The sequence below is a fragment of the Domibacillus sp. PGB-M46 genome, from assembly GCF_022668875.1.
Lineage (GTDB): Bacteria > Bacillota > Bacilli > Bacillales > Domibacillaceae > Domibacillus.
Genome location: NZ_JAKGCR010000035.1, coordinates 1 through 24554 on the forward strand (window position 1 = coordinate 1; position 24554 = coordinate 24554).

Below are 24554 nucleotides of genomic sequence, written 5' to 3' on the forward strand. Positions count from 1 at the left end.
CTGATTACTGGGGGTCGGAGATCCTCTTGCCCAGGAATCCCCCACTTCAACCGTCAGGTAAGTGGGTGGTAGTTCAATATAGTATGGATGGCCCTTTTTGAACATAACAAAGAGTATAGCAAGAATTAACCTTGCTACTACGATTACCAATTTAAGAAACAACTTACAATGCTGCTAACCGTACTTCACTTTTGACTATTAAAAAAGAACAGGGCTGATTATATTATCTTTTTACCGTTCGTATCGCTCGCTCCGTTTGGCTCCAACCTTTTTAAAGCAGGCACCGAGCCTGCTTTAAAAAACTGGCGCTCACCCGTCATGTGTTTTCCCTTCTCCTCCCAATTCTAGCAAGCCGGTCAGACGAATTTAGCAAAAGAAATCGTGCCTATTACAAAAGATATCGCAACCATTCTCTCCATGATTCCAAAAATAACAAAAGTGTACCTAAACAAAAGTATACTTTTGTTTAGGTACACTTCCGATCGCTAACTTGATGTTTTTTCTCTTGTTCAAGCATTGACTTGATCCTTTTAATAGGCGGATTCCTTAATGAAAAAAGTCGCTGTCCCTATTGCGACCAATTGATTTTGATCATTAGAGATCTCAGATGTTCCTACAACTAAAGTTGCTCCTCTATTCAATAACGACGACTTTGCTAATAGAAACGATCCATTTGCCGGCTTGATATAATTAATTTTCAGTTCAACTGTTGAAAACCGCTGATTCTCATATAATGGTGATCGAACAGCACTCCCGATAGAAATATCTATAAGGGAAGCTAGGACTCCTCCGTGAACACTTCCTGAAAAGTTGAATAGATCGGGAAACAACTCAATTTTTCTCACTAGATGTATTCTACTTTTAATCAGGTTTACTTTATATAATCGAAGAAGAAACAAAACAACATCGATTTAACGCAAGTTATTTTAAAAATAGTTTCTATATAAATAATACATAGGTTAAACCGGATACACTGGATGCTTTCGTTCAGAAAAGATAACATACTTCGATGAATATGCCTCAAACCGAGTTACTAACTCTTCGCGTAACGAATTAGCCGGAACAATCCCATCGATAATCATTTCAGAAGCTAGCCTATAAATATCAATATCCTGCTTATATTCCTCCCGTCTTTGTTCAATAAAAGAAGTCCGTTCATTTTCCGGTAACTCTGCAATTTTATTGGCATATACGGCATTTACCGCAGCCTCTGGTCCCATAACTGCAATTTGAGCTGTAGGCAAAGCAAGACAACAATCTGGTTCAAATGCAGGTCCGCACATGGCATAGAGTCCTGCTCCGTATGCTTTACGGACGATAACTGATATTTTAGGCACAGTCGCTTCTGACATAGCTGAAATCATTTTTGCACCATGGCGAATGATACCTGCACGTTCTACCTTGGTACCGATCATAAAACCAGGTACATCAACGAGAAACAGAAGTGGAATATGAAAGGCATCACAAAGAGTGATAAATTTAGCCGCCTTATCCGCTGTATCATGAAACAGCACACCGCCCTTAACTCGTGGCTGATTGGCTATGATACCAACCGGCTTTCCATCCATTCGAGCTAAACCTGTAATAAGTTCACTGGCAAAGAGCTTCTTGATCTCGAAAAATGACCCTTCGTCAATTACTCCATTGATAAGATCATACATGTTAAATGGAGTGTTCTGATTGGATGGGATGAGCTCTTCTAACGTTTTCTCGAAATGTTTAGGTGCTAAAGCTTCCTGAGCAGGTGGTTTTTCAGAAAAATTAGCAGGGAAATAAGAGAGATAATTTCGAGCCATCGCAATAGCTTCTTCTTCAGTTTTAGCTAGCACATCTCCGCATCCTGAAACTGAACAATGCATGCGGGCACCGCCCATCTCTTCTAACGTGACTTTTTCTCCAATAACCATTTCTGCCATCCTCGGGGATCCGAGATACATGGAGGCATTTCCGTCCACCATGATAACAATGTCACAAAATGCAGGGATGTAAGCTCCACCTGCAGCTGACGGACCAAACAAGATGCAGATTTGCGGTATTTTACCTGAAAGTTTAACTTGATTATAAAAAATTCGTCCAGCTCCGCGGCGCCCGGGAAACATCTCTACTTGATCCGTAATACGTGCCCCTGCAGAATCTACAAGATAGATGAGCGGTACATTCAACTTTTCAGCCGTTTCTTGAATCCTTATCATTTTTTCTACAGTCCGCGCTCCCCAAGAGCCCGCTTTTATAGTCGAATCATTAGCCATCACACAGACAATCTGTCCATTGATCTTCCCCATCGCTGTCACCACACCATCAGCAGGCAGATCTTTTGCTAAGCAGTTTGCAAATAAGGCATCCTCCACCTCCGGCCCCTGATCAAACAATAGCTTTAAGCGGTCACGAACAAACAGCTTGCCCCGTTCCTGATTTTTCTGATGGTATTTGAGTGCTCCGCCTTTTTGAATCTGCTCCATTCTTTCCTGTAGCGTTTGCTGCACCGGTTTCGCATCAGATGACATTGGCTTTCCTCCTCTTTGAACTTCCATATTATTCTCCAATAAATACAGGAGGCCTTTTTTCCTTGAAAGCTTGTATGCCTTCTAGCCGGTCTTTTGTAGGAATGGTTAATTCATAAGCATTTTGTTCAATGGAAAGCCCCGTACTCAAATCTACGTTCATTCCCTTCTCTATGGAGAACTTCGCCTGAGCAATAGCAATGGGAGCATTCAGAACGATTTGATTGGCTATACTTAATGCTTTATCCAGAAGTAAGTCTGCCGGCGTTACATACTCGACCAACCCAATTTCTCGTGCTTCTCTGGCATCAACCCGTCTAGCAGTAAAAATGAGCTCTTTGGCCCGCCCTTTTCCAACCAATCGCGGCAAACGTTGTGTTCCGCCTGCACCCGGAATAATTCCAAGCGAGGTCTCCGTAAGGCCAAATTTTGCTGTTTCTGAAGCAATCCGGATGTCACAAGCCAGCGCCAATTCCAGTCCTCCTCCCAAAGCGACTCCATTCAGGACTGCGATAGCTGGCTGTGGCAAAGCTTCTAACTCATTCATGCTTTCACGAATTAGAGAAACCGTTTCACGTACCTGACTTAGATCCATTCCGGCCCGTTCTTTTAAATCTGCTCCTGCGCAAAAGATCCTCTCCCCGGCTCCAGTGATTAGTACACAGCGCACGGATGGATCAAATTTACATACAGCAATTGCTTCTCGAAGTTCGCTCAACATTTGTATTGATAATGCGTTAGCAGCTTCTGGACGATTTAACGTAATGAGGATAATTCCTTTTGCTACTGTTGAAACCACTACAGCTTTTTCCATCTTCTTTCTCCCCCCTATACGAAGATTGATTAACCTGGCCTATTCATTTAGGCTGCAGGCTTGAAGACTTCGGCTAGGTAAAGGCCTTCCTATCTTATCCTGAATAAAACGCGAGGCGGAAAGTAGTTTTTCCTGATCCACTCCTGTGTGAATCCCCATACCGTTCAGCATATAAAGAAAATCATCTGTAGATACATTGCCAGATGCCCCAGGTGCGTATGGACATCCTCCCAGTCCGCCAAGGGAGGCGTCGAATGAGGTTATTCCCATATCTAACGATACTAGGATGTTAGCTAAAGCTGTACCACGAGTGTCATGGAAGTGTAAGGCAAATTTATCTGAGGGAAAACGCTTTAACAAGACCTCTAACATTTCTTGTACCTGCTTCGGGTTTGCTGTACCGATGGTATCACCAAGTGACAATTCTCCAATCCCCATCTCAAACAACGTTTCTGAAACCCTAATGACCTTCTCTATATGAACGGTTCCCTCATAAGGGCATCCAAATACTGTGGAAATATATCCTCGAGTAGACTTTCCTGCTGAGAGTGATTGTTGTACCACTTCTCTTAAAATAGGAAATGTATTCCCAATGGATTTATTAATATTCTTTTGATTATGTGTTTCACTGGCTGACATAAATACAGCTATCTCATCGATGTTGGATCCCAGTGCCCGTTCCAACCCTTTACGATTCGGAACAAGAGCTGTATAAACTACGCCCGGCATTCGTGTAATACCTTTTGCCACCTCCGCGGCATCAGACAGGGCAGGGATCCACTTTGGATTAACAAAAGAAGTAATCTCAATATATTTCAATCCGGTGGAAGACAATTGATTGATCCAAGCAATTTTATCCTCCGTCGAAACAAAAACCTTCTCATTTTGTAACCCATCCCGCGGCCCTACTTCTTTTATCGTTACACTTGCCGGCCAATTCATCGCTGCCCCTCACCTCATCCTGCCCAAAATCTTTTGTGGAATTTTATTCAAATTCAACTAGCACATCTCCTTCATTAACAAAATCTCCTTCATTGACTTTTATTTCTTTGACAGTCCCATCAAATTCAGCTCCAATTGGAATCTCCATCTTCATTGATTCTAAAATCACCACATCCTGCCCTTCCTCTACCTGATCCCCAGCTTTCACAAGAATCTTCCATACAGTCCCTGCCATGTTTGCTGTCAATTTATTCACGTTTATTCCCCCCTATTTTCCGCGGTTTATTGCGGTTTATTAGTTTCCCTGTAAATACTTCGCCACAAAGCTGGTTGTTGTATCTCCTGCACGGAATGCCGGGTGCGCGGCAATCTTTTGTAACATTGAAATATTTGTTTTAATCCCCTCAACCTGATAATGGGCCAGCGCTTCCTGCAAACAGTCAATCGCCTCATCGCGATTCTTGCCTCTTACTACGAGCTTTGCAATCATCGGGTCATAAAAAGGCGTAACAACCGATTGACCATGTACAGCTAATTCATGCCGGACCCCCGGACCTTCAGGTAAGGATAATTTCGTAATGGTTCCTGGAGATGGAAAAAACGTTTTAGGATCCTCTGCGTAGATTCTTACCTCAATCGCATGTCCCTCACGTTTAACATCGTCCTGTGCAAAACCTAGTGAATCTCCCGCTGCAATCCGAAGCTGCTCGGCAACCAAATCCAATCCAGTAATTTCTTCTGTGACCGGATGCTCCACTTGCAGACGGGTATTCATTTCAAGAAAGTAGAAGTTCTTATTTTCATCAACTAAAAACTCAATCGTCCCCGCATTTCGGTACTTGATTGACTGGGCCGCTTTTACTGCTGCTTCTCCCATTTTGCTGCGGGTAACGTCATCTAAAAACGATGATGGTGCTTCCTCGACTACTTTCTGATGGCGGCGCTGTATGGAACATTCACGTTCCCATAAGTAAACGGTATCCCCAAATCCATCAGCCAGGATTTGAATCTCAATATGCCTTGGATTTTCTATATATTTCTCTACATACATTGCACCATCACCAAAAAAATCTGTCGCTCGTTTTTGGTTTCCAGCAAATGCTTTGTATATCTCATCTGCATTACCAACCATTTGCATTCCAATACCGCCCCCGCCGGCTGAGGCTTTGAGCATAACCGGGTACCCCATACGTTCGGCTACCCGCACCGCTTCTTCCGCATCTGCTAATGGATATGCTATTCCCGGAACGATGGGAATACCCGCTTTTTCCATTACTTTCCTCGATTCAATTTTGCTGCCCATCCGCGAAATTACTTCAGGGGAAGGGCCGATAAATACAAGCCCCGCTTCCTCACAACGGCGGGCAAATTCCGTATTTTCTGAGAGAAGACCATATCCAGGATGAATAGCCTCTGCTTTAGAAAATCGGGCAATTTCTAAAATTTTATCGATGTTTAAATAGCTTTCTGCTACTCTTGATCCTCCAAGCAAGTAAGCTTCATCTGCCATTTTCACATGTGGTGCCTCTATATCGGCTTCCGAGTAAACTCCAACCGCAGCAACACCTAACGACTTACATGTTCGCATAATCCGAGCTGCGATTTCTCCTCGATTAGCAATCAAAACCTTTTTAAACATACTTTCCCCCCTTTACTGTATGTCTCTAATTAAAACTTCACGTTGCAAGTTCAGAATTCGATTTAATTACATTCTCGCTTTGCAAATTCAAAATCTAATCTGCATCCTCCCGAATTTTAAACTTTTGAATTTTACCGGATGCAGTCATTGGAAACTCGAAACCTGATTTAAAGAAAAGTAGTTTTTTTGACTGAAGACAGCCTGGGGCGGGTGTTTTTATCTCGGGGATGACTTCATAAATTGTTTCAATATATGAAGTCCCTTTATAGGATTCCATTAAACCAGCGTAGTAGAGGCGGACTGCTTAAATAGATACTCAAGTTCAGCGGTACGATAATGAGTATTGACGCTAACAAGAACAGCCCAATCTTTCCCGTTGCAAATTGGGTTGTAACCCATTCCGGATGATTAGAAGCCCATATGGCCAGATGATCACCCTTTTTGATTCCTAACTTCATATATCCCTTGGCCACTTTCCTGCAAAGGTATCGAACGGCTTATAGGTAAACGAGGGTTTCAGTCAGGATAAACAACTGCTTCGTGTTCAGGACGCTCAATCGCCACCCGTTCCAGTAATTTTCCTAGCGTGCCTTGCATTACCTCACCGGTTCAGGAGATTAACTTCTTTAATATTGATATTTACCAATGTTTTTCCTTAACAGCCCTCTTCACGTGCTATAACCATTCGTTGTATTTCAGAGGTTCCTTCTCCAATCTCTAAAAGTTTGGCGTCACGGAAGAACCGCTCAACTTGATACTCTTTCATATAGCCATATCCGCCATGGATCTGCACGGCTTGATCACAAACTCTCATGCATATTTCCGAAGCATATAATTTAGCCATGGCAGCTTCCTTTTTAAATGATCTTCCTTGATCTTTCAACCACGCAGCTTTGTAAACCATGTTGCGTGCTAATTCAATATTCATAGCCATATCAGCAAGCTTAAATTGAATAGCTTGGAATGCGGATAAGCTTTTGCCAAATTGTTTTCTTTCTTTTGCATATTGAAGTGACTTTTCATAAGCTCCCTGAGCAATTCCAACAGCCATCGCCCCAATGCCAATTCTCCCGCCATCAAGAGTGGCCAAAAATTGTTTAAAACCATTTCCTTCTACACCAAGGATGTTTCCTTTGGGAACGCTTACATTTTTTAATACTAACTCTGTTGTATTTGAAGCGTGAAGACCCATCTTTTCATAATTGTTAATGACAGTAAAACCCGGTGTATCAGTAGGCACAATAAACGCACTAATTCCATTCGTTCCTTTTGACCGATCCGTAACAGCAGTGATTGCGAGGTTTTGGGCATAGCTTGCATTGGTTATAAAACATTTAGAACCAGAAAGCATCCATTGATCCCCATTAAGCGTTGCGGTCGTTTGTGTGCCTCCTGCGTCAGAACCAGCATTTGGTTCAGTCAAACCAAAAGCCCCGAGGTATTCCCCTGTACACAGTGGAGTTAAATATTGCTCCTTTTGCTCATGCGTACCAAATAAATGAATAGGTGCTCCCCCTAAAGAAATATGTGCAGAGTAGGTAATACCTGTAGATCCACACACACGGCTTAACTCTTCTACCACAATGGCAAAACTGATTGTATCTGCCTCAGCGCCCCCATATTGTTCAGGAAAAGGAAGTCCCATCATACCCAGTTCCGCTAATTGTTCGAATATCTTCTTTGGAAATTCACCTGTACGGTCCCTCTCATCTGCTCCGGGAGCAACTTCAGCTTTTGCAAAATCACGACTCAACTTACGTATCATCGCTTGTTCTTTCGTTAAATCAAAATCCATTCATCTTCAGCCCTTTCTTTTTTCGCTTTTCTGAAACATTTGAGTAATTATCCAGCATGAGAGAAATAATATTAATTTAATCGGATAACTCGGTTATGAATGTTACTATTCCACTTTATCCAGTAAAATGCTATATTAAAATAATTTATAATCTTTTAAAATATCCTAATAACTGATTGTGATGAATTAGACAATACAGCACTTTGTTCATTCTCCTGAAAATTGCAGGCAGGGATGATAAAAATGAAATAACTTTAACTGACCGTCAACTTTATTCTTTAATCCAAGTTTCCAACGTAATAAATTCATCATTAAATATCGATACCATTATTGACTCAGTTATGATTGAAACGATTCTCTCCTAGATACGGGATATGGAGGGTCTTTACGGCTATACGATAAAAGCCAGAACTGTTTGATCGTTAAATCAGCTCAAGGCTTGTTGCATCCCCAGATTTTTAGACAAATAAGACTAAAACCCGCTGAGTCAATGACGGGTAAGACTATCGCAGCAAGAATATACCTCTCTTTTCCTGACAAAGGAGAAATAAAAAAGCTGAGACAACTTTATCCACAAATAATTATGATTTATTAAGAAACTCTATTCCAAAAAATGTTCTTTTCAATAATTTCCTTCAAGTTTTCTTCCCCTATTTCCCCTTTCGTGGTATACTTGTATTACAAGTATACCAGTTAAAGATAAGTAAACACACGTCTACACCTCAACATTTTGCCTTTTCTTATTGTTTAGGCCGAAAAAATTGTAATCGACTAAAAGTTATTTAGCCCAAAGGCCAGGGATTAATTTAGTTGAAAAGGGAGAAATCTTCGTACCTAATTGCATTTATTGAAAGAGGTGATTGTTATAACCTTTAATACAGTAATCAGTAAAAAGTTATATGTACAAATTTATGAACAAATTCTTTCAGGAATTCAGTCCGGTATTTTTCAAGTCGGTGATAAACTTCCTTCCGAAAGAGAATTGTGCATCCACTTTGGGGTAAGCCGCGCTCCTGTCAGACAAGCTCTAAGCGTATTAGAAATGAATGGCTTTATTTCTTCTAGGCAAGGAGACGGTGTTTTTGTTAAGGACACGCAAGCAGCTGTGATAAAAAATGTACTGGAAACCGTAGTGGAATCTGTTTCTCCTGAAGACATTTTAGAAGCAAGACTAGTCATCGAACCTTTAATTGTTAAATTTGCTGCTCTAAGAGCAACGGATGAGGACATCGAAGACCTGAATAAAATTGTAAGAGAGATGGAAATTGAAACGCAACAAGGAATTTATGCTCCAGAAACCGATGAAGAACTGCATCATGGTATCGCCAAGGCTTCTCATAATGAGCTTTTTATTGCTTTTATGTCCTCTATCGGCAAGGCTATGAAACAACAAAAAATATGGACGTTTCTTCGTGACCGATCCGTTACACATCCTGATTACCGGGAAACAAACTTCAATGAACACAAACAGATTATTGAAGCAATCGCCTCCCGTAATGAAAAAGAAGCAGTTAAAAAAATGACCTTACATATGCAAGAGTTGCAACATCGATATTGGAAAGAATAAGCGAAGTTAAATTCAGCTTGTACATTACGTTTAATTTCGAAAACGTTTTTGCAAGCTTTTTATTTGCGAAAAGTGCCTTTCTTTAACAAAAGCACCGCCTGACCGGAATCCTGAATGACGTCCGGGCAGACGATGCTTTTGTTTTAGTAAAGCTTGTTGAATGAATTAGAGGAACCTTTCTGCTTTAAGGTCAAAGGCCAGTCCAGCAATCAATTATTTTGTATCATACTCCTTCTCTCTAAAATAAGCTTAATAAAACTATTGTTTCTCATGGTCTTTGCGAATGGTCACACATATTCAATGTCTCTAATTTTGTTGACGCGTGTTTCGTGACGGCCGCCTTCAAATTCAGTTTCTAGCCAGATTTTTGCAATATCACGGGCAAGGCCTGGTCCGATTACACGCTCACCCATAGCCAGCATATTGGAATCGTTGTGCTCTCTCGTTGCTTTCGCGCTGAATGTATCATGTACAAGTGCACAACGGATCCCTTTGACTTTATTGGCCGCAATGCTCATCCCAATGCCTGTACCGCAAACTAAAATACCCCGGTCAAATTCCCCAAGTGCTACCTTTTGTGCAGCCGGAAACGCGTAATCCGGATAATCTACGGATGCATTGCATTCACAGCCAAGATCCAAATACTCAATTTTCATTTCCTTTAAAAGTGCAATCAATTCCTGTCGAATATGAATGCCTCCATGGTCAGATGCAATTACTACTTTCACATTACTTCCTCCTCGACCCCTCTTTTTAAAACTTCCTATGAACAAAACCATATTTAAAATATATATCAAAATGATATATAGCCTTTCTTACTGAAAAAAATCAGCTTTTATCTTAAAAATTATTTGTTGTTCTTACTTGCTCTCTTCATCGGCTTTTGTGCATGCTTTACATTCACATTTAGAATAAAGAAAAGTGACCTTTTCGTCTTCAAAATGGGCAATCGTTGATTGGCAAGTATGACAGATTAAAGTTCCCATTGGACATCCCCCTTCTTATAAAAAAGTTTTTATACTATTTCCCATTTAAAAATACATTTTCAGCCTCTTTAAAGAATTGAGGGAACAACAGATTTTACTACCATTTATATAGATCCACTTTTCGACTGTTTTTCATTTTCTCACTCTCACAGTTTTCACATTGACCTTTGGAATAGAGAAAGGAAACTTTTTCATCTTCGAAATGAGCAATGGTTGATTGGCAAGTATGACAAATAATCGTTCCCATTAATGTATTCTCCTCCTTGTCCACTCGTTAACTTGTATACTAAGTATACCTTGATTATATCTTAAAGGATAGATGTCTGTATGTCAACGCTTTCAATTTAATTATTATAGAGAATTTTTTATCTGAGTTCACGTTCACATTTATTTTGCTCTTTTTAGAAAAAGTATATAATAATCACAAAACCATTTTCAGTCCGATTAATACTTGTGGAGAGAAGTGATTATCATTAATTTTAATACTGTATCTAGCAAAAAACTATACATTCAAATTTACGATCAAATTCTTTCGGAAATTCAAGCTGGCAGTTTCAAAGTAGGGGATAAACTTCCGTCAGAAAGAGAGTTATGTGCCCAGTTTGGTGTGAGCCGTGCTCCTATCAGACAAGCGCTAAGCGCATTGGAGATGAATGGCGTTATATACTCTAGGCAAGGTGAAGGTGTTTATGTGAAAAACACACAAATTACAGCCGGCCAATCCGAAGCGTCCATTTTATTGCAATCGATTTCACCTGAAGATATCGTAGAAGCCAGAATGAATATCGAACCAATCATTATTAAGTTTGCTGCAATGCGCGCGACTGAGGAAGATATTCAGCAGCTGAAAAAAACTATTGAAAAAATGGAGCAAGAAACAAAACAAGGTATTTATGTACCAGAAACAGATGAGGAATTACATAGCGGCATTGCCAAAGCCTCTCATAACGACCTTTTCATCACCTTTATGTCTGCAATTAGCAGCACCATGAAACAACAGGAAATGTGGAAATTTCTCCGAGACCGGACGGTTACAAGACCCGATTACAGAGATACAAACTTCAAGGAACACAAACTGTTGATTGAAGCAATCGAAAAACATGATGAAAAAGAAGCAGTAGAAAAAATGACTATGCATATGCAAAATCTTTACGACAGATATTGGAAAGACTGATATTTGTATACTGTACCTCATAACCTTACCTTGATTTTGAAATAGTGATAAAAAAAACGTGTACTTGCTTAAGCAAGTACACGTTTTTTCGTGGGAGATTAAACCCTTTCACTTAACTGGATTTTTTGATTTTTATTTGATAAATGTTTTTGTCTTCTGTGGAATTTAATGCTTTTCCAGATTGCTTAACTAAGAATAAAATAATTAGAGAGCCGATAATCATGCTAGCACCAAGGAAAATCATACCGTTATGGAAAGATCCTGTAGCATCTTTAATGTATCCAACAATATATGGTCCAAAGAAGCCGCCCAGGTTTCCGACACTATTGATTAAAGCAATAGCGCCTCCAGCCGCAGCCCCAGTCAAAAATGAAGGAGGAATTGCCCAAAATGGTGAGTATGCGCCAAATGCCCCGCATAAGGCAACCGTTAGAAAAACAAAGGAGAGGATAATGCTTGTTTCGGCAATATAGCTGCTAGCAACCATAGAAATTGCACTTATCGTTAAGCAAATGGCTACATGCCAGCGTCTTTCATTCTTTTTATCGGAGTGATTGCCGACGAATATCATGATAACCATCGCGCAAAAGTACATTAAACCCAACAGCCAGCCCATGTTTTGTATACTAAGAGATGTTATTTCTGATAAACCTTTTGAAATCGTCGGCAAAAACATATTGATGCCATAATAACCCATCATCCAAAAAAAATAGCTGAGAGACAAAAAGAGGACATCACGGTCTTTCAGTGCTTGGGCAAATGTGTAGTGCTTTACTTCTTGCTTTTTTAAGTTTTCTTTTGTAGTTACATCCATTAACCAATTTTTTTCTTCTTTACTCAGCCATCGTACATCTTCAATTTTGTCATCCAGGTAGAAATAGGCAGTCACTCCAAGAATTAAAGCCGGAATCGCTTCCAAAATAAACAGCCACTGCCACCCGGCAAATCCGAGCCAGTCGATACTTAACAAAAAGGTGGAAAGCGGAGAGCCGAGTGCATTCGCTCCTGGAATCGCCAACATAAAACCGGCAATCGCTTTGGCGTGGTGCTTCGTTTGATAGAAACCGCTTAAATAATAAACCATACATGGATAAAAGCTGGCTTCTGCTACTCCAAGAAAAAAGCGGGCGGTATAAAATTGCCAAGGCGTTTGGACAAACGCCATTAAAATCGCAATGACGGCCCAAGTGACCATAATGCGGCTGATCCATTTCCGGGCGCCTATTTTCGTCATCATCGCGCTTCCCGGAACTTCTAATAGGAAGTAACCCAGGAAGAAAATCCCTGCACCCAGACCGAAAACAGCATTCGAAAATCCTAAATCTTCATTCATCTGCAAAGCGGCAAATCCAATATTTACACGATCCAATGTCGCAATTACAAAACATAAAAACAAAAACGGAATCAGCCGCAGTGTGACTTTTTTCGTTGTTGTACGCTCCAATGTTAGTAAATCCAAAAAAATTCCCCTTTCAGCGGTTAAGCTTTTTCTACTCCATTACGACTTGCAAGCGATACCATTTTTATGAAAGCTGCTTGCAAATGGTTTTTTAATACTCTAACAGTAAGCTCGTATATTCTTTTTGTTTTTTATCAGCTTGGTAACTTGTCTAATAAGAGAATGTCTTTTGCTAAATATAGTTTTGTCTGTGTGAATTGTCAATAACATTCATGGGCTTTTTTGATCAAGCAGCAAACAGGATATGTTAACAGCGAATTTCCTGCAATTATCCATAATGCAGCGATTTTTATTTACACAAAAAAGCAGGGCACTCGCTAGAGCCCCTGCTTGCTTTTCGTTTTAAGAAGGAAGTTTAGAACCTTTGATCATTTCTATTGCTTCTTTCCGATTTTTCTTATTGTAAATAGCAGAGCCCGCTACCAGCACTGTTGCCCCTGCTTCTATACAAAGCTGGCCTGTTTCCTGATTAATGCCGCCGTCTACCTCAATCTCGATAGCTAACTTCTTCCGCTGAATAATATTCGAAAGAGCTTTTATTTTTGGCAGCACACTTGGTATAAATTTTTGTCCGCCAAATCCCGGATTAACTGTCATAAATAAAACTAAATCAATATCCTCCAACACATGCTGAACTTGTTCGATTGGCGTAGCAGGGTTAAGAACAACTCCTGCTCTTATTCCACGCTGTTTAATCGACTGAATCGTTCGGTGAAGATGAGGATCTGCTTCTACATGGACAGAAATAATATCAGCACCGGCATCGGCAAAAACATCTATGTATGTGTGCGGATTTTCAATCATAAGATGAACATCCAGCGGGAGGCTTGTTACAGGACGAATTGCATTTATCACAAGAGGGCCAATTGTAATATTTGGTACAAAATGACCATCCATTACATCTACATGGATGTAGTCGGCACCTCCAGCTTCCACGTCTTTAATTTCATCTGCCAGTCGGGCGAAGTCAGCAGATAGAATGGAAGGCGCTATTTTAATCATTGTTTTGCTCCTTTCGATTTCTTATTAAATTTTATTTACGAGGTTTTCATGCCGGCCAATCGAATCAAATGGAATTTACATCCAAATCTTCACAGCTTTATAGGCAAGAATGTTGAAATCATCGTATTCCTTCAGCGTTAAAAGAAAGGCTTGTATTCTCGCATCGCTCATTGCTTGTAAACCGCGCAGCTATTACATTTCAGTTAAGGAAGCAGGACACGTAAAAGCGATTCGTTTACGCTTTTATCTGCTGTTTGCTCCTCCAGCTCATCAAGGCTAACATGAATAATACGGTTGTTCCGAATGCCGACTGCTGCACCAGACTGGCCATTTAATAAAAGAGAAACAGCTTCCACTCCCATTTTCGCAGCAAGCACCCGGTCAAAAGCAGAAGGCTCTCCTCCCCGCTGAATAAATCCTAGTACAGTTGTACGGGCACTCACCTGCATTTTTTCTTGAATATAGTGCTGCAGCTCCTGCAAGTCATACATTCGCTCGGTCACTAAAATCAAATTGTCAGATTTTCCTTTCTGAATCTTTTTTTCTAACTGATGACAAATCTCGTCAAATGTAAGCTTGTATTCCGGTGTAGAAATAATTTCACCTTCACCCGCCAGCGCCGAATACACAGCCAAATCTCCGCAATAGCGCCCCATCACTTCAACAATTGTTGTTTTATTATGAGAATATCCGCTGTCTTTGATTTTGCGCACACAGTCCAGTACTGTATTTAATGTTGTATCAAAGCCAATGGAATAATCTGTATAAGTTAAATCATTGTCAATCGTTCCAGGGATGGCTGCTACTGACACGCCAAGCTGATGGAGTTTTTGAGCGCCTTTAAATGACCCCTCTCCCCCCACAATAATCAGGTTGTTTATATTATTTTCTTTTAATGTATGTACGGCCTGCTGTCTGCCTTCTTCTGTTATAAAAGCGGCTGATCTTGACGTTTTTAAAATCGTACCGCCTTTCGAGGCAATATCTTCAACTTTTTCATACGTCAGGTCATAGAAATCACCGTTTATCAATCCTTCATATCCATTTTGGAAGCCAACAATAGACCTTCCATAATGCTCTGCTGCTTTGACAACAGCACGAATGGCTGCATTCATTCCGGGCGCATCTCCCCCGCTTGTGAGAATTCCAATCTTGTTCATTCGCGTCTCCTCTCTCGTGAAAATAGAAATTCCAGCAGCTTTGATCACCGCGCTGCTGGAATAGTTGATTTATCGTTGGATGATTTTAGCTGGATTTTTCAATCTTTTTATAGTCTGTTGTTTTCCCGTCCAGTGATTTTAATGCTTTTCCCGACTGCTTCACTAGGAACACAATAATCAATGCACCAATAATCATGCTGATTCCAAGAAAAAGCATTCCATTATGGAAAGAGCCTGTGGCATCTTTAATATATCCTACAATATAAGGACCAAAGAACCCGCCCAGGTTTCCAATACTATTAATGAGCGCAATAGCGCCGCCGGCGGCTGCTCCGGTTAAAAACGAAGGTGGAATCGCCCAAAACGGCGAGTAAGCACCGAACGCACCGCATAATGCAACTGTTAGGAAAACAAAGGAGAGGATAATGCTTGTTTCGGCAATATAGCTGCTAGCAATCATGGCTAACGAACTGATAATCAAACAAGTAGCTACATGCCAGCGCCTTTCATTCTTTTTGTCCGAATGATTCCCTACAAAAATCATAGCGCCCATGGCAAAAAGATACATAAGCCCAAGTAGCCACCCCATGTTTTGCATGCTAAGCGACGTTGTTTCTGACAAGCCTTGTGAAATGGTCGGTAAAAACATGTTAATGCCATAGTAACCCATCATCCAGCAGAAGTAACCGAGAGACAGGATGAGTACATCACGGTCTTTCAAGGCTTGTGTAAATGTGTAATGCTTTACTTCTTCTTTCTTCTGGTTTTCTTTTGTTATCACATCAATCAGCCAGTGCTTTTCTTCTTTATTTAGCCACTTTACGTCTTCGATTTTATCATCTAAGTAAAAGTAGGCGATTACCCCAAGAATTAAGGCCGGGATCGCTTCTAAGATAAACAGCCACTGCCAGCCGGCAAACCCAAGCCAGTCGATGCCCAGCAAAAAGGTGGAAAGCGGAGAGCCGAGTGCATTCGCTCCTGGAATCGCCAACATAAAACCGGCAATCGCTTTGGCATGGTGCTTCGTTTGATAGAAACCGCTTAAATAATAAACCATACATGGATAAAAGCTGGCTTCTGCTACTCCAAGCAAAAAGCGGGCGGTATAAAATTGCCAAGGCGTTTGGACAAACGCCATTAAAATCGCAATGATAGCCCAAGTGACCATGATGCGGCTGATCCATTTCCGGGCGCCTATTTTTGTCATCATCGCGCTTCCCGGTACTTCTAATAAAAAGTAACCCAGGAAGAAAATACCTGCACCCAGACCGAAAACAGCATTTGAAAATCCTAAATCTTCATTCATCTGCAAAGCGGCAAAACCGATGTTAACCCGGTCAAGAATTGCAATAATAAAGCACAGAAATAAAAATGGAATCAGTCGCAGCGTAACTTTTTTAGTAACAGTACGTTCTAGTGTGATAGGATTCAATGCAATTCCTCCTCTACAGCCGGCCTTTTCGATTTTTCTAAACAAAAAGCGCAGGCTGGACTTCTAATAGGTCATATAGACTTTTCTACTAACTTCATTTAAGCGCTTTCAATAGTAGCTTTTTCCTTTACCCTTCCTTATCCTGTGCTGGATGTATCCCTGTCTTTGTTTTTTTCTTGCCTATCTTTTAGGAAAGAGAAGGTTTGGAATCAGTATGCATTTGGTATTTAGTTTTCGGTACTGTCAATCTCCTTAAGCCCGTGACTTAAAAAAGAATGTATACAGGCACTACAGCCAGAATGCCTGTATACAAGCAAGCTTAATCCATATGGGAACCGCCGTTAATATCAATTTCTTCTCCTGTGATATAAGATGCTTCTTTTGATGCAAGGAAAGCAATCGTTGAAGCAATTTCACTTGTTTCACCCGGACGTCCCATTGGGATACCGTCAATTACTTTTTTTGCATCTTCTTCAGGGAGGGACTTCCAGATATCCGTGTTGACAAGACCTGGTGCTACGCTATTGACAGTAATGCCATCTGTTCCAACTTCACGCGCCAGGTTTTTAGAGAAACCAAGTACAGCTGCTTTTGATGCAGAATAATGTGCACCGCCAAACACGCCGCCGCCTCGTTTCGCTGAAACAGAAGACAAGTTAATAATACGTCCGTATTGCTGCTTTTTCATGGGAGCAAGCACTGCTTGCGTGCAAAGGAACAAGCCAAACATGTTGACATTAAAGATACGCGTGATGTCTTCTAATGTCATATCTTCTACTGTTACTTTTTGTGAAATACCTGCATTGTTTACTAAAATATCAATGCGGCCAAATTCGTCCATTGCTTTTTGAACCATATTATCAACAGATTCTTTACTTGTAACATTTACTTCCACACCAATTGCTTTGCCGCCCTGTTCTTGAATAGCTTCAACCGTATCCCAAATGCCGGCAGGATTCATATCCGCTACCACAATTGATGCTCCTTGCTTTGCCAGTGTCATCGCAATAACGCGGCCAATTCCTTTTTCAGAACCACTGCCTGTAACAATGGCTACCTGGTTTGTTAATTCAAACATATTCTTCTATCTCCCGTCTTTTCTTAAATGGATGAGTAACGTATTAGTTAAGCAATTCTTTTGCAGTTGCAACAATGTTCTCTATTGTAATGCCGTTTAGTTCCATTAGCTTTTCATAAGGGGCTGATTCACCAAAGCGGTCTTGCACTCCAATGCGTCTTACTTTTCCTTTTCCTTCTTCTGCGACAACTTCAGAAACCGCACTGCCAAGACCGTTTAAAATGTTATGGTCTTCTACCGTAACAATTTTTCCAATTTCAAGGCACTCCACAACCGCTTCACGGTCCAGTGGTTTGATCGTGTGCATATCAAGAAGCTTTACAGAAATTCCTTCTTGTTCAAGCTGTTCTGCTGCCTGCAGGGCAAGATAAACAGTGTCACCATTGGCAATGATAGCCACGTCTTTTCCATCTTTAAGCTGTTTCGCTTTGCCAATTTCAAATTCTTCATTTTCATCATAGATCATTGGCACAGCATCACGAGTAAAGCGAAGGTACATAGGACCGTATGTGTTGGCTGCTTTTTCTACCAATTTGCGTGTGGAATGATAATCGGCTCCCATAATAACCGTCATATTTGGCATTGTTCTGTAAACACCCATGTCTTCAATTGCCTGGTGGCTTCCGCCGTCATTCCCTGGTGTTAATCCACCGTGTGAGCAGGCAATTTTTACGTTTAGATTTGGATAGCATGCTTCCTGACGAATTTGTTCAGCCATGCGAAGTGAGCCGAATACCGCATAAGTACTGATAAATGGAATTTTACCAGTGGTGGCAAGACCGGCCGCAAGACCCGCACCGTTTTGTTCGGCAATTCCAACATTCACATGCTGGTTAGGAAACGCATTCATAAATGCCGTTGTTTTACAGGATTTGCCGATATCAATATCGACCACATAAATGTTTTTGTTTTCTTTACCTAGTTTAACAATCTCATCTCCGAAGCCTTCGCGCGTCGCTTTTTTTGCTACAGGTGTATTTGTTACGCTCATTATTTTAAACCTCCCGCTAGTTCTTCCATTGCTTGTGCGTACTCTTTGTCGTTTGGTGCTACGCCGTGCCAATTCACCACATTTTCCATGTAAGAAACGCCCTTACCTTTAATTGTGTTCGCAACGATACATTTAGGCTTGCCGTTTGTTGATCCTCTGACTTCATCCAGCACTGCTACAATTTCCTCCATTGAATGGCCATCAATGTTCTTGGTTTCAAATCCGAATGCCTCAAACTTCTTTTCAATATCCTGAAGAGGCATAATTTCATCTGTTGTTCCATCAATCTGCAAGCGGTTGTAATCAACAAAAACAATCAGATTATCGAGCTCGTATTTAACTGCTGTTTGAGCTGCTTCCCAAATCTGGCCTTCCTGGCACTCTCCATCGCCGACCATTGCAAATACGCGGTACTCTTTTTCGTCCCGTTTGGCGGCAAGCGCCATGCCTACAGCACATGAAAGACCTTGGCCGAGGGAACCGGTTGAAATATCAATGCCCGGGCATTTTTTCATATCTGGGTGACCTTGAAATGGAGAGCCGTACTGTCTTAGTGTGTTGATGGTTTCATAAGGGACAAAACCTCGTAATGCCAGTGCTGCATATTGAATAGGGGCTACATGCCCTTTTGATAAAACAAAGCGGTCACGATCTTCCCACTTTGGGTTCGCTGGATCTACGTTCATTTCTTTAAAATAAAGTGCTGAAATGATATCAGCTGCTGACAGCGAGCCGCCCGGATGCCCAGACTGTGCTTTATATACCATTGTGACAGCAGCTTTTCTTAATTCAATTGCTTTTTCTTTTAATTCTTCAATGGTTGTCTCTTTTAATTCGATCACGTTGGTCACCTCTGAAAAAATTTGATGTTCTTCCAATCATATGTTCACTCAACTGCTTGTTTACTTATTACCTTGTTCACTTGTATTACAAGTTCTATAAGCTGAGTATACAACCGCTTTCATTTTTTGTCTACATTTTTTTGAATTATTTCATTTCTTTTTACGGAAATTCACCCGACAGGACTCCGAGAAGGCTGCTTGAAGCAGCAGTTGTTTTGGCATCATCAGCGGTTTATCAGCATTTTTCTTTTCCTTCAGTTTTAGGATCGCCGTATGGAACGAAGCCTATCAAACCACAGGAAAGGTTTATCGTACAGTGCCTGTTCTTCCCAGCTTACAATACCGAAGAAAAAACTAAGTTGGCTGCAAAAGTTGATTCACATTCCTTGCAGTCATCCTTAAAACATCTTGCAGACTCACTTGACCGTTTCCTCAAGAAGCAAAACGATGCTCCACGATTTAAGAGTAAGAAAAATAAGGTTCAGGCTTACACGACAAATAATGAAAAAAAGAATCAGCTTCCGGAGGTAAGCATTTTGGGCAATCATATGAAACTGCCTAAGCTGGGGTGGGTTCGTTTTGCGAACAGCCGTGACGTGCAAGGCCACATTTTAAACGCAACGGTACGGAAAAGCCCTTCCGGAAAGCACTTTGTTTCTTTGCTTGTTGAAACAAACGTGCAAGAACTGCTTAAAACAGATTCTACTGTCGGGATTGATGTCGGTTTCCTTGTCAATGGATATTAAAGACTGGCTGTGAAAAAAAGGTGAACAGACCGGTAAGAGTATGCAGGATATTGCTGCGGAGATCCTTGAAGAAGTGTATAAACGCGAGCAAGGTCGAAGTAATCGTTCTCAAGCACTCAATCAAAATCGCAGCTGACTTATCTAAGTCAGCTCTTTATTTTTATGTCTTAATATTAGAATGATCTGGTTCTTGTTCCTTTGTTAAATAAGCGAAAAACCTTCTTTAAAAGCTATATGAAAGGGCGCGCATAGCTTTTTAGTAATTAAGTGTTCCATAGCTAACTCCCGTTTTAAATCGAAAGGCTACTTCCTGTATCCTAATCGCCTGCAAGCCTTGTTATTGTAGTTTTAAAATAAATATTTGAATTTAGCACATAGTTAACTATGTATTAATTTTTGGTATAGGTAAGGTCAAATAAGAGATAGAATTGTGATGTAAATCTGCATTGAGGATTTATTGACAGTAGTAACGTGGATCAAACCTTCTTGACATTAAATATAAAAATAAAGCTAACAAGCATCGATTTCCAAAACAAGTATTCGTCCAGTTTAGATTTAATTTTTAGTGGCCTTCCATAGGCAGGTTTTCATTTAGGTTACGAGAGGTAATCTTACGTATATAAATGAAACTCTATATCTATACTGTGCCTCAGTTGGGCATAATAATAAATATTAATAATGACAGAAAGGAGACGTTTCTATTGGCAGACTTAGGCTTACTGCTTATTCGTCTCATGATTGGATTTGTCTTTATCTTTTATGGGACACAAAAGTTATTTGGATGGTTTGGAGGCTATGGAATAAAAGGAACTGGGGGGTGGCTTGAATCGACTGGAATTCTTTTTATTCTTGGTTTCTTCTTACCGCTTGGTGCAGCACTTATTACAATCATTATGATTAGCTCTATCGTAAAGGTCCATGGTCAAAAAGGATTTTAGAATACGACAAAAGGTTATGAGTACAATTTAGTACTAATTGTTGTTTCAGTAGGAATCACTTCACTGGGCCTCGGATTTAGAAGTGGTTCACTACACTCATTTCTTTTATATATATGCAGTACTAAATCTACCAGGAGTCTATTCCCTTACTTATCGAGTAATGGATCTGCTTTATCAGCAAATCCCAGTGGCCAATCTGTGTATAGAGAAGTTGAATTAACCGTCTTAGCTAAACAAGGTCGTGTGCGGCAAATTTCCGAATATGACACGCTCAGCATTAAATCGGATGAAGCACTGCTATCAGTTCTACTGTATGGAGATATTAAGGACTAGCTAAAAAAGAAAAGAGAACAGGTAGGGAAAAGTATGGAGTGTATTGCCTCGAAAATTATTGGGGAAGTATATCAGCGAGAAGGATTTTGCAGTTGATATGCAATTAATTAGTAACATAACCTTATCATTATTAACAAAAAGGCTGTAGAGATTTCCCGGAAATCAACTACAGCCTTTTTGCTAAACAGTCATCCTTAATATTGATAAATCAGTTATGAGAAGACGTTTATTATCATAATAAACGAACCTATCGTTAAACAACATCTATTAGTTTCCGGTACAGTATTTTCTATTTTACATAGTTACAAAGCTTGCCGATTTGTTCTACTTCAACAATCACACTATCCCCTGACTTCATTGGGCAGCTGCCAGAAGGAGAACCGGTAGCCAAAACATCACCTGGTTCCAGTGTCATAACCTGTGAAACCCAACTGATAAGGAAAGGAATTGAAAGGGACATCTGATTAGTATTACCATCTTGTGCGACTTTGCCATTTAATGTTGTAATAATTCGTAAATTGGTTGGATCTATACCTTTCACAATAAACGGACCCAGCGGGCCAAAGGTATCAAAACCTTTTCCACGCGTAAACTGGGGATCAGTTTTCGTAAGATCTCTGGCAGTTACATCATTAAATATCGTACAGCCAAAAATATAATCCAATGCCTCTTCTTCTTTTATGTTTTTACCGCGCTTCCCAATAACGAGCGCCACTTCCCCTTCCATTTCCACCTGTTTGGTTAATTCGTCCGGAGGAAGAATAATTTCCCCTTGATCTGGAATTAAGGAAGAAGTGGGTTTTAAAAACAAAAATGGTTCTTTGAGATTAGCTTTCCCGCCAGTTTCTTTCGCGTGTTCAACATAGGTCCAGCCAAAATTAATGATTTTCGAGGGCACTACCGGCTCTAAAATCTTCACATCACTATATTTGAATCTTGACCCATCATACTTTAATTCATCGTTTACAATTTCATTAAAAGCACTAGATAGTTGTAAAATTTCTTCGTCTTCAACAATGCCGTAATGTATTTTTCCGTTATGCTGCTGGTAGCGGACTATTGTTTGTGTTTTTTGTAGTACCTGCATGGAAATACCAACTCCATAACTTATTTGATGAATCTTACCTGCTGACTGATTAATTCATATTGTTCTTCCTTCTTTTTATTGAACTCCACTTTATTTTCTTCGAAGACGTTATTTCCTTCTGTATCAATGGAAACAATAAGAGGACCGAACTCCTTCACTTCACATACCCAGAGAGATTCAGGCATTCCAAGGTCTTTCCAGTGTACTTCTTTGATTTCTTGAACACTTGTTGCAGCATAAACAGCATTTCCTGCTGGAAAAACGAGATGCAGGGCTTTATGAGTCTTGCACCCTTCTTCGGTGTTCTTCCCCATTCCACCTTTTCCAACAATGAGTTTCACACCTGTTTCTTCAATAAATTCCTTTTCGAATTTTTCCATTCTCATACTGGTTGTCGGACCAATAGAAACAATTTCATACTCTTCATTGCCAAGGTCTCTAACAATAGGGCCTGCGTGGAAAATCGCTTTACCCCTAAGGTCTACAGGCAATGGAATTTTTTCTTCAATAAGTCTTCTGTGCGCAACATCCCTGCAAGTAACCAGTGTACCAGTTAGGTAGATAATGTCACCAATTCGTATATCCTTAAGATCTTCATCTTTTATAGGTGTCGTTAATACCTTCTTGCTCATAGTGTTACCCCCTCGTGAGTATTAATTTCATAATTCAAATTACTGTCAAATGTAATTTTTCCTCGTCTATGGGACCAGCATCCTGTATTAACGGCAACTCCAATAGTAGAAGGATGTCTAGCTGTATTGACAACATTTACACCCATAACTGATTTAGACCCCTTAAGTCCCTGAGGGCCAAGGCCAATCGCGTTAATTCCATCCTCAAGAAGCCTTTCCATCGTAGCAGCATTTTCATTTTCATTACGACTTCCAACAGATCTCATAAGCGCTTTTTTAGAGTTCATAGCGGCTGTTTCTACAGAGGTACCGACGCCTACACCAACAAGGAGTGGAGGACAGGCATTAATTCCATAACTAGTCATCCGGTCGAGCACAAACTTTACCACTCCTTCGTAGCCTTCCCCCGGCATTAAAACTGTTGCGACTCCAGGAAGGGTACAGCCGCCACCAGCCATATAGGTATAAATTTCCACTTCATCACTGTCTTCTTCAATCTCCCAGAAGATACTGGGTGAACCGTCACCGATATTCTTTCCAGTATTGTACTCATCAAATGTTTCTACAGAATTGTGTCGCAATGGTGTTTCTTGAGTTGACTTATACACACTATTTTTTAGAATACTATCTAACTGCCCAATCAGAGGAAAATTTTCTCCGCACTTAACGAAAAACTGGAGAACCCCTGTGTCCTGGCATGAAGGTCTCTTTAATTCAGAAGCTAGTTTCTGGTTCTCAAACATTGTTTTGTAAATGATTTTAGCAAGGCGGTTATCTTCTTCCTCACTTAATTCTCTTAATTTATTTTCTACATCATCAGGAAGTTTGTAGCTGACAAGCGAAATAAATTTTGACATCAAATCAGTCATCTTTTCTTTTTGCTGCACCTTATCCATAGTAACACTCATAATAACTCTCCTTTTTATCTTTAATTTTTTTGTGTAGAAAAGGAAGGAAACGGGCAACTCCCCAAAGTTCCGATGGGCAGGATCTGCTATTAACGTTTAGTTTCGGCTATGCCGATTGCTTTATCTAACGCGAGTGAACTAACAAATAACGGAATCGTATTTAAGTTTTTTCTATCTTTTAGCACCCATCATATGCCCCCTTTTCTAAGTAACACTTACAATCCGAAACAAGGGAAACGTTTTCAAAATAAACTTTTCTAATTGATGCTTAAGCTGAGTGAACCAGTCCATGTAAGATACTCTCTAACTTTTTCAAAATCCTTCATCAGACATAACAGCCACATATAAAACACGTCTTTCAATCATCGATAGACCTTCTACACACCTCTTTCATGTGGATCAGTTTAAAGTGAACGTCTTATGAGCTAATTATTAAATAATGAATACATTAAAGTCAATAGTTTTAATTTATTTTAATGAAAATTAATTTTAACTAATCTTGATCGTTCACATTAATGTATTTATATT

The 24554-nt window shown here is 40.3% G+C and carries 23 protein-coding genes and 2 pseudogenes; 4 read left to right on the forward strand and 21 right to left on the reverse strand.

Translation table 11 applies throughout. The features are described 5' to 3' along the window. Positions 1-530: 530 nt before the first annotated feature. The 8 genes from L2D08_RS24610 to L2D08_RS22110 form a co-directional block, all read right to left on the reverse strand. Positions 531-845 (reverse strand): PaaI family thioesterase, encoded by a 315-nt coding sequence (locus tag L2D08_RS24610; RefSeq protein ID WP_375337631.1) that lies wholly within the window; start codon positions 843-845, stop codon positions 531-533. A gap of 114 nt (positions 846-959) precedes the next feature. Further along, positions 960-2504, reverse strand: a complete 1545-nt coding sequence (locus L2D08_RS22080) for an acyl-CoA carboxylase subunit beta (protein ID WP_242237391.1) — start codon at positions 2502-2504, stop codon at positions 960-962. Between the two features lie 28 nt (positions 2505-2532). Then, positions 2533-3315 carry an enoyl-CoA hydratase gene (locus tag L2D08_RS22085; RefSeq protein WP_242237394.1) on the reverse strand — a complete coding sequence of 261 codons (783 nt, stop codon included), beginning with the start codon at positions 3313-3315 and terminating at the stop codon, positions 2533-2535. Positions 3316-3354: 39 nt separating this feature from the next. Then, a complete protein-coding gene (locus tag L2D08_RS22090; RefSeq protein ID WP_242237396.1) occupies positions 3355-4257 on the reverse strand; it encodes a hydroxymethylglutaryl-CoA lyase in 903 nt (300 codons plus the stop codon). Between the two features lie 43 nt (positions 4258-4300). Then, complete coding sequence (locus L2D08_RS22095) at positions 4301-4513, reverse strand: acetyl-CoA carboxylase biotin carboxyl carrier protein subunit (protein WP_242237399.1); 213 nt, start codon at positions 4511-4513, stop codon at positions 4301-4303. A 39-nt stretch (positions 4514-4552) separates the two neighbouring features. Continuing rightward, entirely contained in the window at positions 4553-5896 is a 1344-nt protein-coding gene (locus tag L2D08_RS22100) for an acetyl-CoA carboxylase biotin carboxylase subunit (protein WP_242237402.1), read from the reverse strand. Between the two features lie 263 nt (positions 5897-6159). Then, positions 6160-6354, reverse strand: a complete 195-nt coding sequence (locus L2D08_RS22105; protein WP_242237405.1) for a hypothetical protein — start codon at positions 6352-6354, stop codon at positions 6160-6162. A gap of 197 nt (positions 6355-6551) precedes the next feature. Further along, entirely contained in the window at positions 6552-7691 is a 1140-nt protein-coding gene (locus L2D08_RS22110; RefSeq protein ID WP_242237407.1) for an acyl-CoA dehydrogenase, read from the reverse strand. Positions 7692-8547: 856 nt separating this feature from the next. Here L2D08_RS22110 and L2D08_RS22115 point away from each other — a divergent pair. Continuing rightward, positions 8548-9258, forward strand: coding sequence for a FadR/GntR family transcriptional regulator (locus L2D08_RS22115; RefSeq protein WP_242237438.1), 711 nt, complete (start codon positions 8548-8550; stop codon positions 9256-9258). A 287-nt stretch (positions 9259-9545) separates the two neighbouring features. On the opposite strand, the gene rpiB is transcribed toward L2D08_RS22115, so the two are convergent. The 3 genes from rpiB to L2D08_RS22130 all read right to left on the reverse strand — a co-directional run bounded on the left by rpiB (position 9546) and on the right by L2D08_RS22130 (position 10491). Further along, positions 9546-9986 carry a ribose 5-phosphate isomerase B gene (rpiB, locus tag L2D08_RS22120; RefSeq protein ID WP_242237410.1) on the reverse strand — a complete coding sequence of 147 codons (441 nt, stop codon included), beginning with the start codon at positions 9984-9986 and terminating at the stop codon, positions 9546-9548. A 132-nt stretch (positions 9987-10118) separates the two neighbouring features. Further along, positions 10119-10244, reverse strand: a complete 126-nt coding sequence (locus tag L2D08_RS22125; protein ID WP_242237413.1) for a GapA-binding peptide SR1P — start codon at positions 10242-10244, stop codon at positions 10119-10121. 97 nt (positions 10245-10341) lie between these two features. Then, positions 10342-10491 carry a GapA-binding peptide SR1P gene (locus L2D08_RS22130; protein WP_242237415.1) on the reverse strand — a complete coding sequence of 50 codons (150 nt, stop codon included), beginning with the start codon at positions 10489-10491 and terminating at the stop codon, positions 10342-10344. Between the two features lie 216 nt (positions 10492-10707). Here L2D08_RS22130 and L2D08_RS22135 point away from each other — a divergent pair, with 216 nt between their 5' ends. Continuing rightward, on the forward strand, positions 10708-11418 hold the full coding sequence (locus tag L2D08_RS22135; RefSeq protein WP_242237417.1) for a FadR/GntR family transcriptional regulator: 711 nt from the start codon (positions 10708-10710) through the stop codon (positions 11416-11418). Between the two features lie 112 nt (positions 11419-11530). Here L2D08_RS22135 and L2D08_RS22140 read toward each other — a convergent pair whose 3' ends face one another. The 7 genes from L2D08_RS22140 to L2D08_RS22170 form a co-directional block, all read right to left on the reverse strand. Then, positions 11531-12877, reverse strand: coding sequence for an MFS transporter (locus L2D08_RS22140; RefSeq protein ID WP_242237419.1), 1347 nt, complete (start codon positions 12875-12877; stop codon positions 11531-11533). 342 nt (positions 12878-13219) lie between these two features. After that, a complete protein-coding gene (gene rpe / locus L2D08_RS22145; protein WP_242237421.1) occupies positions 13220-13879 on the reverse strand; it encodes a ribulose-phosphate 3-epimerase in 660 nt (219 codons plus the stop codon). Positions 13880-14082: 203 nt separating this feature from the next. Then, positions 14083-15039 carry a 6-phosphofructokinase gene (pfkA, locus tag L2D08_RS22150; RefSeq protein ID WP_242237423.1) on the reverse strand — a complete coding sequence of 319 codons (957 nt, stop codon included), beginning with the start codon at positions 15037-15039 and terminating at the stop codon, positions 14083-14085. Positions 15040-15124: 85 nt separating this feature from the next. Further along, complete coding sequence (locus tag L2D08_RS22155) at positions 15125-16471, reverse strand: MFS transporter (protein WP_242237425.1); 1347 nt, start codon at positions 16469-16471, stop codon at positions 15125-15127. 319 nt (positions 16472-16790) lie between these two features. Continuing rightward, positions 16791-17549, reverse strand: coding sequence for an SDR family NAD(P)-dependent oxidoreductase (locus tag L2D08_RS22160; RefSeq protein WP_242237427.1), 759 nt, complete (start codon positions 17547-17549; stop codon positions 16791-16793). Between the two features lie 43 nt (positions 17550-17592). Beyond that, positions 17593-18540: a transketolase family protein gene (locus tag L2D08_RS22165; protein ID WP_242237429.1), complete on the reverse strand. Its 948-nt coding sequence runs from the start codon at positions 18538-18540 to the stop codon at positions 17593-17595. Then, a complete protein-coding gene (locus tag L2D08_RS22170; RefSeq protein ID WP_242237441.1) occupies positions 18540-19391 on the reverse strand; it encodes a transketolase in 852 nt (283 codons plus the stop codon). Before L2D08_RS22170 ends, L2D08_RS22165 begins: the two co-directional genes overlap by 1 nt. A 238-nt stretch (positions 19392-19629) precedes the next feature. On the opposite strand from L2D08_RS22170, the pseudogene L2D08_RS22175 reads away from it, so the two are divergent. Both L2D08_RS22175 and L2D08_RS22180 read left to right on the forward strand, forming a co-directional pair. Further along, positions 19630-20107, forward strand: a pseudogene (locus tag L2D08_RS22175) (RNA-guided endonuclease InsQ/TnpB family protein); the annotation flags it as partial. Between the two features lie 722 nt (positions 20108-20829). Then, positions 20830-21141, forward strand: a pseudogene (locus L2D08_RS22180) (DoxX family protein); the annotation flags it as partial. A 547-nt stretch (positions 21142-21688) separates the two neighbouring features. On the opposite strand, the gene L2D08_RS22185 reads toward L2D08_RS22180, so the two are convergent. From L2D08_RS22185 to ttdA, 3 genes are read right to left on the reverse strand one after another with little or no spacing between them, the layout of a single operon-like run. Continuing rightward, positions 21689-22486, reverse strand: coding sequence for a fumarylacetoacetate hydrolase family protein (locus tag L2D08_RS22185; RefSeq protein WP_242237430.1), 798 nt, complete (start codon positions 22484-22486; stop codon positions 21689-21691). Between the two features lie 20 nt (positions 22487-22506). Next, positions 22507-23118 carry a L(+)-tartrate dehydratase subunit beta gene (gene ttdB, locus L2D08_RS22190; protein WP_242237432.1) on the reverse strand — a complete coding sequence of 204 codons (612 nt, stop codon included), beginning with the start codon at positions 23116-23118 and terminating at the stop codon, positions 22507-22509. Continuing rightward, complete coding sequence (ttdA, locus tag L2D08_RS22195) at positions 23115-24026, reverse strand: L(+)-tartrate dehydratase subunit alpha (protein WP_242237435.1); 912 nt, start codon at positions 24024-24026, stop codon at positions 23115-23117. Before ttdA ends, ttdB begins: the two co-directional genes overlap by 4 nt. Positions 24027-24554: the final 528 nt, after the last annotated feature.

What these genes read in the sequence shown, in the direction of transcription:
- L2D08_RS22080 (WP_242237391.1), bottom strand. Translation starts at nt 2,504, where the DNA reads ATGTCATCTGATGCGAAACCGGTGCAGCAAACGCTACAGGAAAGAATG.
- L2D08_RS22085 (WP_242237394.1), bottom strand. Translation starts at nt 3,315, where the DNA reads ATGGAAAAAGCTGTAGTGGTTTCAACAGTAGCAAAAGGAATTATCCTC.
- L2D08_RS22090 (WP_242237396.1), bottom strand. Translation starts at nt 4,257, where the DNA reads ATGAATTGGCCGGCAAGTGTAACGATAAAAGAAGTAGGGCCGCGGGAT.
- L2D08_RS22100 (WP_242237402.1), bottom strand. Translation starts at nt 5,896, where the DNA reads ATGTTTAAAAAGGTTTTGATTGCTAATCGAGGAGAAATCGCAGCTCGG.
- L2D08_RS22105 (WP_242237405.1), bottom strand. Translation starts at nt 6,354, where the DNA reads ATGAAGTTAGGAATCAAAAAGGGTGATCATCTGGCCATATGGGCTTCT.
- L2D08_RS22110 (WP_242237407.1), bottom strand. Translation starts at nt 7,691, where the DNA reads ATGGATTTTGATTTAACGAAAGAACAAGCGATGATACGTAAGTTGAGT.
- L2D08_RS22125 (WP_242237413.1), bottom strand. Translation starts at nt 10,244, where the DNA reads ATGGGAACTTTAATCTGTCATACTTGCCAATCAACGATTGCCCATTTT.
- L2D08_RS22130 (WP_242237415.1), bottom strand. Translation starts at nt 10,491, where the DNA reads ATGGGAACGATTATTTGTCATACTTGCCAATCAACCATTGCTCATTTC.
- rpe (WP_242237421.1), bottom strand. Translation starts at nt 13,879, where the DNA reads ATGATTAAAATAGCGCCTTCCATTCTATCTGCTGACTTCGCCCGACTG.
- pfkA (WP_242237423.1), bottom strand. Translation starts at nt 15,039, where the DNA reads ATGAACAAGATTGGAATTCTCACAAGCGGGGGAGATGCGCCCGGAATG.
- L2D08_RS22160 (WP_242237427.1), bottom strand. Translation starts at nt 17,549, where the DNA reads ATGTTTGAATTAACAAACCAGGTAGCCATTGTTACAGGCAGTGGTTCT.
- L2D08_RS22165 (WP_242237429.1), bottom strand. Translation starts at nt 18,540, where the DNA reads ATGAGCGTAACAAATACACCTGTAGCAAAAAAAGCGACGCGCGAAGGC.
- L2D08_RS22185 (WP_242237430.1), bottom strand. Translation starts at nt 22,486, where the DNA reads ATGCAGGTACTACAAAAAACACAAACAATAGTCCGCTACCAGCAGCAT.
- ttdB (WP_242237432.1), bottom strand. Translation starts at nt 23,118, where the DNA reads ATGAGCAAGAAGGTATTAACGACACCTATAAAAGATGAAGATCTTAAG.
- ttdA (WP_242237435.1), bottom strand. Translation starts at nt 24,026, where the DNA reads ATGAGTGTTACTATGGATAAGGTGCAGCAAAAAGAAAAGATGACTGAT.